Origin of the sequence: Caulobacter sp. UNC279MFTsu5.1 (assembly GCF_900114015.1) — a bacterium.
In the GTDB taxonomy this organism is placed as follows: Bacteria; Pseudomonadota; Alphaproteobacteria; order Caulobacterales; family Caulobacteraceae; genus Caulobacter.
This window is the reverse complement of record NZ_FORN01000083.1, coordinates 1-11,350: the sequence shown is the minus strand read 5'-3', so window position 1 is coordinate 11,350 and position 11,350 is coordinate 1. Positions and strand designations below refer to the sequence as shown.

The following is an 11,350-nucleotide window of genomic DNA, read 5'->3' as shown; positions in this document are numbered from 1 at the left end:
GTTGTCATCCCGGAAGCCCCGCAGGGGCTGTCCGGGATCCAGGGGACCGGGCCAAGGCGGTGCAGCCGCCCCTGGATCCCGGACAAGCGCTGCGCGCTTTCCGGGATGACAACCTTTGTTGGGCGTCGGAAGCAAAGAGCTGACCAGACGTTTGCCCCTCCCCTTCGCCTCTGCTATCCCCCGCCCATGCCTTTGGTTCGGAAAACCCCGCGAATTAACCGCCCGGCGTGACGCCGCCGGACGATCGATCCAGCGCGCGCCGGGACGATGACCCCGCACTCTCCTTCCGAACATTCCAAGCTGGATAGCTCTCCCATGGCCGACGACGCCACGACGACCGCCCGCGACTACCGCGAAACCGTCTTCCTTCCCGACACCCCGTTCCCGATGCGCGGCGGCCTGCCCAAGAAGGAGCCCGAGATCCTGGAGGGCTGGGCGGCCCTGTCGGACAAGGGCCTTTACGGCGCCGTGCGCGCCGCCCGCCAGGCCGCCGGCGCCCCCCTGTTCGTGCTGCACGACGGCCCGCCCTACGCCAACGGCGCCATCCACATCGGCCACGCCCTGAACAAGACGCTGAAGGACTTCGTGGTCCGCTCGCGCTTCGCCCTGGGCTACGACGTCGACTACGTGCCCGGCTGGGACTGCCACGGCCTGCCGATCGAGTGGAAGATCGAGGAGGAGTTCCGCGGCAAGGGCCGCCGCAAGGACGAGGTGCCGGCCGCCGAGTTCCGCAAGCGCTGCCGCGAATACGCCGCCGGCTGGATCGAGGCCCAGAAGGTCGAGTTCCAGCGCCTGGGCGTGCTGGGCGACTGGTGGAACCGCTACGCCACCATGGACTATGCGTCCGAGGCCACCATCGTCGCCGAGTTCCACAAGTTCGCCACCAGCGGCCAGCTCTATCGCGGCTCGAAGCCGGTGATGTGGAGCCCGGTCGAGCGCACGGCCCTGGCCGACGCCGAGATCGAGTACCATGACCACGTCAGCCCGACGGTGTGGGTGAAGTTCCCGGTCGTCGAGGGCTCGGACGCCGCCCTCGGCGCCAAGGTGGTGATCTGGACGACCACGCCCTGGACCCTGCCGGCCAATCGCGCGGTCTCCTACAATCCCGACATCGCCTACGCCGCCTTCGAGGTCACCGCCCTGGAGGAGGGCCTGGAGTTCGCGCCCTGGTCGGCGCCCGGCGACCGGCTGATCATCGCCGAGAAGCTGGTCGACGAAGTCATGAAGGCCGCCAAGGTCGCCGCCTGGCGCAAGGTCGAGCGCGTCGACTGCGAGGGCATGGTCCTGGCCCACCCGCTGGCCGATCTCGACAGCCATTACGGCTTCGCCGTGCCGATGCTGGCCGGCGACCACGTCACCGACGAGGCCGGCACCGGCTTCGTCCACACCGCTCCGGGTCACGGGGCCGACGACTACCAGGTGTGGCTGGCCCACGGCCATCGCGAGATCCCCGACACCGTCGATCCCGACGGCGCCTACTACCCGCACGTGCCGCTATTCGGCGGTCTGAAGGTCATCGAGACCGAGGGCAAGAAGGTCGGCAAGTTCGGTCCGGCCAACGGCGCGGTGATGGACAAGCTGATCGAGGCCGGCGCGCTGCTGGCGCGCGGCCGCGTCGAGCACAGCTATCCGCACAGCTGGCGCTCCAAGGCCCCGGTGATCTTCCGCAACACCCCGCAGTGGTTCATCCGCATGGACCACGCGGTCGAGGCCCTGGACGGCAGGACCCTGCGCGAGACCGCGGTCCAGGCCCTGGCCGCCACCGCCTTCCACCCCGAGGCCGGCCGCAACCGCATCGGGGCCATGGTCGAGACGCGGCCCGACTGGCTGATCAGCCGCCAGCGCGCCTGGGGCACGCCCCTGGCCATGTTCGTCGACAAGGAGACCGGCCAGCCGCTGATCGATCCGGAGGTCAACGCCCGCATCCTCGCCATCATCGAAGAGGGCGGCAGCGACGCCTGGTTCGAGCGCCCCGACGCCGACTTCCTGGGCGACCACGACGCCTCGCGCTTCGAGAAGGTCGTCGACATCCTCGACGTCTGGTTCGACAGCGGCAGCACCCACGCCTTCACGCTGGAAGGCCGCAACGACAGCCGCTCGCCCGCCGACCTCTACCTGGAAGGCTCCGACCAGCACCGCGGCTGGTTCCAGTCGTCGCTTCTGGAAAGCTGCGGCACGCGCGGCCGCGCGCCGTACAAGGCGGTTCTCACCCACGGGTTCACCCAGGACGAGAACGGCGAGAAGATGTCCAAGTCCAAGGGCAACACCGTCGAGCCCCAGACCATCACCAAGGAGAGCGGCGCCGAAATCCTGCGGCTGTGGGCGGCGATGGTCGACTATTCGGAAGATCAGCGGATCGGCAAGACCATCCTGGCCACCACCACCGACGCCTATCGCAAGCTGCGCAACACCACCCGCTACCTGCTGGGCGCCCTGGCCGGCTTCGACGAGGCCGAGCGCGTCACCGACTACGCCGACTTCCCGCCGCTGGAGAAGTACGTCCTGCACCGGCTGTGGGAGCTGGACGGCCAGGTGAAGGCCGCCTACGAGGCCTATCGCTTCAGCGACGTGATCCGGCCGCTGATCGACTTCTGCCAGGGCGACCTGTCGGCCCTGTTCTTCGACATCCGCAAGGACAGCCTCTATTGCGACGCGCCCACGGCCCTGCGCCGCCGGGCCTATCGCACGGTGCTGGACCATGTGTTCGAGCGCCTGACGGTGTGGCTGTCGCCCCTGACCAGTTTCACCATGGAAGAGGCCTGGACCACCCGCTTCCCCGACGCCGGCAGCAATGTGCTGCGGGTGATGCCGGAGACGCCGGCCGCCTGGCGCAACGACGCCGAGGCCGCGCGCTGGGCCAAGGTCGAGACCGTGACCTCGGTGGTCACCGCGGCCCTGGAGGTCGAGCGCCGCGAGAAGCGGATCGGATCGGCCCTGGAGGCGGCGCCGGTGGTGCACATCGCCGACGCCGACCTGCTGGCCGCCTTCGACGGCGTCGATGCGGCCGAGGTGTTCCGCACCAGCCAGGCGACCCTGGTCGCTGGCGCGGCGGCGGGCGCCTTCGCCCTGGACGAGGTCAAGGGCGTGGCCGTCGAGGTCCCGCTGGCCGAAGGCAAGAAGTGCGCCCGCTCGTGGCGCATCCTGCCGGAGGTCGGAACCGATCCGCGCTATCCGGAGCTGTCCCTGCGCGACGCCGAAGCGGTGGCTTGGTGGGACAAGCACCATGCCGCTTCCAACTGAATCGGATTGTCATCCCGGGCGTAGCGAAGCGAAGACCCGGGACCGACGCCTGAGCTCAGCGCTTAGGTCCGGTCCCGGATCGGCGCGCTACGCGCTTGTCCGGGATGACAGTCTTGAACGCGCGGCTTAAGGACCAAGAATGCTCAAGATCACCCGCCTCGGCTGGACCGCCTACGCCATCGCGATCGTCACCATCGTGCTGGACCAGATCAGCAAGGCCTGGATCCTGGCCACGCTGGGCACGGAGCCTGGGGCCAGCCAGCCGGTCGTCGGGCCGTTCTACCTGACCCTGGTGCACAATTTCGGCATGAGCTTCGGCCTGTTCCGCGGCTCCGAGCTCAGCCGCTGGCTGCTGACCATCTTCTCGGCCGCCGTGGTCGTGGGCCTGGCGGTCTGGGCGCGCAAGGCGGTCAAGCCGCTGATGGCGGCGGGGATCGGCCTGATCATCGGCGGGGCGTTCGGCAACAACCTGATCGACCGCATCCGCTACGGCTATGTCGTCGACTTCATCGACGTCTCGCGGCTGCACTTCCCGTGGGTGTTCAACGTCGCCGACTCGGGGATCACGATCGGGGTCTGCCTGTTGCTGCTGGACAGCTTCCTGTCGGAGGAGAAAAAGCTGGCCAATCCCGACGGCCACGGGCTGTAGCGCGACACGAGCGCCCTAACGTAGCCACGATCTCAAGGAAGATTGGCGCCCGGCCTCGGATGTCGTATCGAGAGCGTCCGAAATTTCGGCCCGGGGGGCCGGTGGAGCAGGTTTCATGAGTTTCTATCGGGTCGCGACCCTGGGCGCCTTGGCCGCCGTGGCCGCCACGAGCCTGGCCGGCTGCCAGTCCGCGTCGAAGGCGCTGGGCATGAGCAAGGTCGTTCCGGACGAGTTCCGCGTCGTCACCAAGGCCCCGCTGGTGGTGCCGCCCGACTACAGCCTGCGTCCGCCGGCCCCCGGCGAGCCCCGCCCGCAGGAACTGCAGCCCGAAAGCGCCGCCCGCCAGGCCCTGATCGGCCAGAGCAACGCCGCCGGCCGCTCGGACGGCGAGAAGCTGCTGGTCTCCAAGGCCGGCGTCGACAAGGCCGACCCGCTGATCCGCTTCGTCGTCGACGACGAGAACGGCGACCTGGCCCACAAGGACGAGAGCTTCGCCAGCAAGGTGATGTTCTGGAAGAAGGGCGACAAGACCGCCGCCCCGACCGCCGCCGAGACCGGCGCCACCGAATCCGTCACCGTCGACGCCGCCGCCGAAGAGGCCCGCCTCAAGGCCCTGACCGGCAACGGCACGATCATCATCACCCGCGAGAAGCAGGGCAAGATCAAGCTGCCGGGGCTGTAGGCCGGGCCTGATCCGACCTTTGAAAAGGCCCGGAAGCGGAAGCTTCCGGGCCTTTTGTTTTGCGCAGCGAAGCCCCCTACGGATCGCTTCGCGATCGTCTTCCCCCAGAGGGGTAAGACGATCGCGACAGGCGGAGAAGCCGCCGGGTGGGGACAAGTTGGGGAGCCTCACTCCCCCGGCGTCGAGACCTCGAACCCGCGCGCCCGCATCTGGTCCAGCACCCCGTCCCGCGCCACCAGCCCGCGGATCCCGTAGACCGCCACCGCATGCCCTGGCGTGTTCATCGCCGCGCTCAGGGCCTCGACCTCGTCGCGCGTCCCCTTGCGCTCCAGGTCGGCCATGCCGGGCAGGGCCAGCAGGCAGCGCTGGAAGTTGCGCGGGCCGGCGATCGCCCCGCGCACGTCGCCCCGCGCCCAGGCCCGGGCGGCGGCGCTGGCGGCCTCGGGCCCGGCGTTGACCTCGTCCAGCACGCCCTCCAGGCAGATCAGCCCCGCCTCGCGCGAGTGCCCGCGCACCGCCGTCTTGATCAGCGGCATGACCTTGTAGGTGGCGGCCGGCCGGACCTTGACCCGATGCTTGCGAGCCAGGCGGCCGATCGTGCGCTCCGGCTCGGCCGTCTCCAGCCGCACCGACTTGCGGTAGTCACCGGCCATCATGATCCCCGCCCCCAGCGGGCTCCAGCCCTCGTAGGCGTCGGCCTTCTTGCCCAGGACGGCCCGGGCGCGCGCCAGCTTGGGAGCCAGGCCGCCGACGGCGGCGTCCAGCGGCGTGGTCGACTTCAGCTTGCCGCGCAGGGCCAGGGCGGCCGGCAGGTCGCCGATCCCGGCCTTGCCCTCCGGCGGCAGGATCACTGCGAAGGCGCCGTCCAGCCGGCGGTCCAGCACGCCGGTGTCCCAGGCCTGGCCGTGCGGCAGGGCCTGCAGCACGCCAAGCATGTGGATCGTGGTGTCGCCGTCCGAGATCCGCCACCAGGCCGGACCGGGCAGCTTGGCGGCGACCACCAGTTCCTCGACGACATTGGCCTCGGGGTCGTCGAGGGCGGGGGCGGTCTGGGCGCGGGCGGGGGCGGCGGCCAGAAGGCCGGCGGCCGTCGCCAGAATCGCTAGTCGCCGCATGCGGGCCTCCGAGTCGATCTCGTCGACCTACACACCTATCACCAACCTTACAGCCGTCATTCCCGCCACAAGGGCGGGAATGACGACCGTTGAAGGGGGCGTCCAGCGGAATCACGCCCCCGGCGTCTCCACCGTGAAGCCCTTGGCCTTCAGCTGCTCCAGCACCCCGCCCTCGGCCAGCAGGGAGCGCAGCTCGATCACCGCCACCGCCTTGCCGGGGGTCTTCAGGGCCGCCGAGATCGCCTTGACCGCATCGGCCTGGCCGTCGCGCAGCTCGCGGGCGATGGACGGGGTCGAGGCCAGGCAGCGCGAGAAGCCGCGGTCGGCCGCCACCACGGCCCGCACCTCGCCCCGCGCCCAGCGCTCGGCCGTGACCTTGATCCCGCCCTCGCCGCTCTCGGCCTGGCGCAGGCCCGCGTCCAGGCACAGCTCCTGCAGCGGCTGGGGCGCGCCGCCCAGGGTCTTGACGGCGTCGATCAGGCTGTAGCCGGACAGGTCCTGGATGCGCGGGCGCTTGGCGATGGCCTTGTCCTTGGCGATCTGACGGATCTTGTCGGTGACCCCGCCCAGGCTGATCGACACGTTGCCGTCCTGCGAATTGGCGACCAGGAAGCCGGCGAAGGCGGGCTTCACCTCGTCCATGCTGTCGGGCTTTTCCTTCATCGCCGCCAGCCGGGCCTCCAGCCGGGTGCGCAGGGCCGGCGGCAGGGTGTCGCGCATCGGCCGATCCTGGATGAAGTAGCGCTTGCCGCCCATCACCAGCATCAGCAGGCGCGGCACGCTGACCTCGGCCTCCTGGCCCATGATCAGCACGTTGGCCCCGTCGATCCGCCGCCGGAACACCGAGTCGTCGACCTTCAGGTCGTTGGGGACCATGGCCGGCACGCCCAGCACATAGACCGTGGTGTCGGCGTCGCTGACCTTCCACCAGGCCGGCCCCGGCAGGCGGGCGTTGACCACCAGTTCCTCGACCATGTTGGCCTCGGGGTCGACCTGGCGCAGGTCGATCGGGCCGGAGGCGTCGACGGCCTGCTGGGCCAGGGCCGACGAGGCGGCGAGCAGACCAAACAGGGCGGCGCAGGCGGCAAGGCGGTGTTTGATCACTATGTACGGTCCTCGAAGGCGGGCGGAATCGATCTAGGATGATCGGCCTTCCCCACTTGGAAGGGCCCAAGCTGGGCCGGTCAAATTACCATGCTGCAATGCGGGCCCTCGCGCGGTCCGCGCCGAAAGTCCGCCCGCCATGCCGATCCGCCGCCTGCCGCCCGAGACCGTCAACCGCATCGCCGCCGGCGAGGTGGTCGAGCGGCCGGCCAGCGCCATCAAGGAGCTGGTCGACAACGCCATCGACGCCGGCGCCACGCGGATCGAGGTCGAGGCCCACGGCGGCGGCCTGACCCGCATCCTGGTGGCCGACGACGGCTGCGGCCTGTCGGCGGAAGAGCTGCCGGTGGCCATCGAGCGCCACGCCACCTCCAAGCTGGCCCCCGACGCCGACGGCCTGTGGGACCTGCTGCGCATCCACACCATGGGCTTCCGGGGCGAGGCCCTGCCGTCGATCGGCTCGGTGGCGCGGCTGTCCATCGCCTCGCGCGCCAAGGGGGCGAGCGACGCCTGGTCGATCCTGGTCGAGGGCGGCAGCGTCGGCGACGTCGCCCCCGCCGCCTTCGCCGGCGACCACGGGGCGCGGATCGAGGTCCGCGACCTGTTCTACGCCACCCCGGCGCGGCTGAAGTTCATGAAGTCCGAACGGGCCGAGGCCCTGGCCATCACCGAGGAGATCAAGCGCCAGGCCATGGCCAACGAGAGCGTCGGCTTTTCGCTGGACATCGACGGCCGCCGCGTCATCCGCCTGCCGCCCGAGCATCCCGGACCGCAGGGGCGCCTGGCCCGGCTGTCGGCCGTGCTGGGCCGCGACTTCCAGGACAACGCCATCGAGATCGACCAGACCCGCGACGGCGTGCGGCTGACGGGCTTCGCCGGCCTGCCGACCTACAACCGCGGCAACGCCGCCCACCAGTACCTGTTCGTCAACGGCCGGCCGGTGCGCGACCGGCTGCTGCAGGGCGCCCTGCGCGCGGCCTATGCCGACTTTCTCGCGCGCGACCGCCACCCGACGGCGGCGCTCTATATCAGCCTCGACGCCGCCGAGGTCGACGTCAACGTCCACCCGGCCAAGGCCGAGGTGCGGTTCCGCGACCCGGCCCTGGTGCGCGGCCTGATCGTCGGGGCCCTGCGCCACGCCCTGGCCGGGGCCGGCCACCGCGCCTCGACCACCACGGCGGCCAGCGCGCTGGACGCCATCCGGGCGCAGTCGATGGTCCCGCCCGGCGCGGGATATAGCGGTTACCAGCCCGGCCCCTCGCCCGCCGGCTTCTCGGCCTGGCGGGCGGGCGGCTGGACGCGGCCCGCGCCCCAGGTGCTGCCGGGCCTGTCGGACGTCTCGGCCCGCTACGAGGCCGCGCCGGAGGAAGCCTACGCCACCCGCGCCGAGGCCTTTGGTGGCGGATTTGGCGGGGGCGGCGGCGGGGTGGCCGAGGCGGTGCGCGAGGCGGCCTACGGCGGCTACGACGCCCCGCCGGCCATTGCTTATCCAGGGGGCGCCTATCCGGGCGCCGCCGAAGGTCCCGCCCCGGCCTTCGACCCGGTCGACTTCCCGCTGGGCGCGGCCCGGGCCCAGGTGCACGAGACCTATATCGTCGCCCAGACCCGCGACGGCGTGGTCATCGTCGACCAGCACGCCGCCCACGAGCGCCTGGTCTACGAGCGGATGAAGGGCGAGATGGCGGCCGGCGGCGTCGCCCGCCAGGCCCTGCTGCTGCCCGAGGTGGTCGAGCTGGACCCCGCCGAGGCCGAGCGCGTCGTCGCCCGCTCGGAGGAGCTGGCGGCCCTGGGCCTGGTCGTCGAGAGCTTCGGCCCCGGCGCGGTGCTGGTGCGCGAGACCCCGGCCCTGCTGGGTAAGACCGACGCCGCCGGCCTGGTCCGCGACATCGCCGACGACCTGGCCGAGAACGGCGCGGCCCTGGCCCTCAAGGAGCGCCTGGAGGAGGTCTGCTCCACCATGGCCTGCCACGGCAGTGTCCGGGCGGGGCGACGGCTCAACGCGGTAGAGATGAACGCCCTGCTGCGGGAGATGGAGGCCACGCCGCACTCGGGGCAGTGCAACCATGGGCGGCCGACGTATGTGGAGCTGAAGTTGGCGGATATTGAGCGGTTGTTTGGGAGAAGGTAGGGGGTGCTTTCGATCCGCTGCGGCTTTGCTTGTCGCTTAGTGCCTCGCTTAGTTCTAGCCGAACTGAGGAACGTCCGATTGTCGGAGGTTTTCCAGCTTCGGCTTAGGAACCAATGCGTCGCTCGGACCATCGGTAAATAAAGGAAGCTGCATCACTGCGACATACGGTCGCGCTTGCACAAGCTGAACCTTGCAGATGGCTGATGGCTTGACCATGTGCGGATCGCCGCCGGGATTGGCCGTGCGGTAAGGTCGTTGAGCACGTCAACTCGATACTCGCGCCGCCGCACCAGCGTGACCTCGGTCACCTCGGTTCGCCGGACCTGTAGAGAAGAGACATCGGACTTCATCGTTCGGACCTCCTCGGCTTCACTATAGCCTCTTGCGTTCAAGACCCGCGTTGGGAAGAGCCTGCGAGACGGGACGAACTAACGGATTGAGGCGTGCGTCTGGGGGGCGTTCGGTCACGGACTTGTCCGGCGATGCGAGGCTCAGGGTCAGAGTCGCCCCCCCAGACCCTGCAAGAGGTGAAGGTTGGATGCCGCCAACTTGGTTTCGTCCCCGTGGTTACCGTCACTTCGACGCGCCGGTCGGTGAGCGTTTCGCCAACAAGGTGCTGTCACCACTGTTCGTGGAGCGACATGCCTGGTCTCCATTGATTTCATATGTAAAACAACAGAAGCGGTATAAACCTAAGGACAAAAAGACGGTCTTTAAGGACCGAGACATCATGTACGCATCCCATCGTGACGCGTGCATAATGTCCAGATATTCTGCAGAAACCTCACGTCTACTCGATATCGCGTATGCGAAGGAGGGACTATCCGAAGCGGTCATCGCTTATCGCAGCCTCGGCAAGTCCAACTACGACTTCGCCGCCCGAGCGCTGGCTTTCGCCCGCGCCAACGCGCCCTGTGTCATCATCTGTTTCGACGTCACCGGGTTCTTCGACAACCTCGACCATAAAATTTTGAAGCGACGTTTGGCCGACCTACTCGGAGGCGGCGAACTGCCGGCCGATTGGTATGCGGTTTTCAAAGCCGTCACGAAATACCGACATGTGCATCGTGCTGACCTGGAGGCCCACGCGGCCATCGGGCCGCGGCTGAAGTCGAAGTCCCACGAGCCCGTGGCGACGATCGCCGAGGTGGTTCGTGAAGGCATCCCCCTTTTGCCTGGCAAGACGCCAGGAAAGGGCATTCCGCAGGGGACGCCAATCAGCGCCACCTTCTCAAACCTTTACATGTGGGACCTAGACGTTGCGGTCGCAGCCGCGTGCACCGCAGCGGGCGCCCTCTACCAGCGCTACTCGGATGACATCCTGATCGTCTGCCCCCCCGCGTCCGAGGCCGCTCTTACGAAGACCCTCATCGATGGCCTTGCTTCGCTCAAGCTTGAGGTCGCCGCCGATAAGACGGATCGGGCGGTGTTTGATCCGCTTGCCCCGGAAACAGTACAGTATCTTGGCTTCAATATCTGCCCAACCGGCGCGGTGATCCGCCCCGGGTCGCTTGCACGTCAATGGCGCAAGGCCCGTCGCACTCTGCGTCACACCGCGAGGGTTGGCGCAGAAGCTGTAGCCGGCGGGAAAGCCACAAAGGTCTACACGAGGAAGGTCCGCATGCGGTTCTTGCCCGTCGGCGTCCGCAACTTCTCCTCGTATGCCCGACGGTCGGCGAAGGTTCTGGGCAACAAGCAAATCGTACGTCAGGTACGCCGGCTTGAGCGCATGGTAGAATTGACGTTGAGAGACATGAACCGCTGAGCACTATCGATAGTCCCCATCCGCCCCGCCGGATGCGGCCACGCCTTAAAGCCTTGGTGGATCGGAGCTCTGGGGACTGACCGAGTCAAGGACGGCGCGCCGCGCCGCCGCGACGCGGCCGCCAGAGGCGGTCCTTGACTCGGTCAGTCCCCAGAGCACGCTGGCAGCCAAGGTTTCAAGGCGCGGCCTCGCCGCTGCGGGCGGAGGACGGGAGGGGTGTTTCCGGAAAGGGCCCTGCTTGAACCCTCTCTCTTGGAGAGAGGGAGGGGCCCGCCGCGAAGCGGTGGGAGGGTGAGAGGTTTCACCCTGTCCGCTTTCCCACCGACGCCCCGCCGGCGCGCCGTCCGACGTTTTAACCCCTCACCCTCCCAAGCTTCGCTTGGGCCCCTCCCTCTCCCTCTGGGAGAGGGGGCAAGAAGACGTCCATCCTCGGCGGATAGCGATCAAACTCTCACGATTTCAACGCCCTGAACTTTCTCGACCCGATTTGGTCCCCACCCTTCCAGACCGGCCGCATCCTGATCCCACCTCGTCGCGGGGAAAGGGCGCATGGCCAGCGACCGATGCGGCGACGGGGGGCGATCGAGCGGGGTCCTTTGCGGCTTTGGCTGGGAAGCGACTGAAACAGAGGGCGAGGGACGTAAGCTCGCCCATCGGGGTCTTCTCG

At 68.9% G+C, this 11,350-nt stretch carries 8 protein-coding genes and 1 pseudogene; 6 read left to right on the top strand and 3 right to left on the bottom strand.

Features of this window, described 5'->3' with window-relative positions:
• Positions 1-315 precede the first annotated feature (315 nt).
• The 3 genes from ileS (at position 316) to BM066_RS25310 (ending at position 4,571) form a co-directional block, all read left to right on the top strand.
• Positions 316-3,240, top strand: a complete 2,925-nt coding sequence (gene ileS, locus BM066_RS25320) for an isoleucine--tRNA ligase (protein ID WP_089931178.1) — start codon at positions 316-318, stop codon at positions 3,238-3,240.
• Between the two features lie 139 nt (positions 3,241-3,379).
• The gene (gene lspA, locus BM066_RS25315) at positions 3,380-3,889 is read left to right on the top strand and encodes a signal peptidase II (protein WP_089931176.1); all 510 of its coding nucleotides are present in this window, start codon (positions 3,380-3,382) and stop codon (positions 3,887-3,889) included.
• 115 nt (positions 3,890-4,004) lie between these two features.
• On the top strand, positions 4,005-4,571 hold the full coding sequence (locus tag BM066_RS25310) for a DUF3035 domain-containing protein (protein WP_089931174.1): 567 nt from the start codon (positions 4,005-4,007) through the stop codon (positions 4,569-4,571).
• 167 nt (positions 4,572-4,738) lie between these two features.
• Here BM066_RS25310 and BM066_RS25305 read toward each other — a convergent pair whose 3' ends face one another.
• Positions 4,739-5,686 carry a TraB/GumN family protein gene (locus BM066_RS25305; RefSeq protein ID WP_089931172.1) on the bottom strand — a complete coding sequence of 316 codons (948 nt, stop codon included), beginning with the start codon at positions 5,684-5,686 and terminating at the stop codon, positions 4,739-4,741.
• 111 nt (positions 5,687-5,797) lie between these two features.
• The gene (locus BM066_RS25300; RefSeq protein WP_255367722.1) at positions 5,798-6,790 is read right to left on the bottom strand and encodes a TraB/GumN family protein; all 993 of its coding nucleotides are present in this window, start codon (positions 6,788-6,790) and stop codon (positions 5,798-5,800) included.
• Between the two features lie 139 nt (positions 6,791-6,929).
• On the opposite strand from BM066_RS25300, the gene mutL reads away from it, so the two are divergent.
• A complete protein-coding gene (gene mutL, locus BM066_RS25295) occupies positions 6,930-8,918 on the top strand; it encodes a DNA mismatch repair endonuclease MutL (RefSeq protein ID WP_089931167.1) in 1,989 nt (662 codons plus the stop codon).
• Between the two features lie 152 nt (positions 8,919-9,070).
• Here mutL and BM066_RS26240 read toward each other — a convergent pair whose 3' ends face one another.
• A complete protein-coding gene (locus BM066_RS26240; protein WP_143093821.1) occupies positions 9,071-9,268 on the bottom strand; it encodes a hypothetical protein in 198 nt (65 codons plus the stop codon).
• Positions 9,269-9,456: 188 nt separating this feature from the next.
• Here BM066_RS26240 and BM066_RS25290 point away from each other — a divergent pair, with 188 nt between their 5' ends.
• On the top strand, positions 9,457-10,683 hold the full coding sequence (locus tag BM066_RS25290) for a reverse transcriptase domain-containing protein (protein WP_089931165.1): 1,227 nt from the start codon (positions 9,457-9,459) through the stop codon (positions 10,681-10,683).
• Positions 10,684-11,201: 518 nt separating this feature from the next.
• Positions 11,202-11,278: pseudogene (locus BM066_RS27440) on the top strand (hypothetical protein); the annotation flags it as partial.
• Positions 11,279-11,350 lie beyond the last annotated feature (72 nt).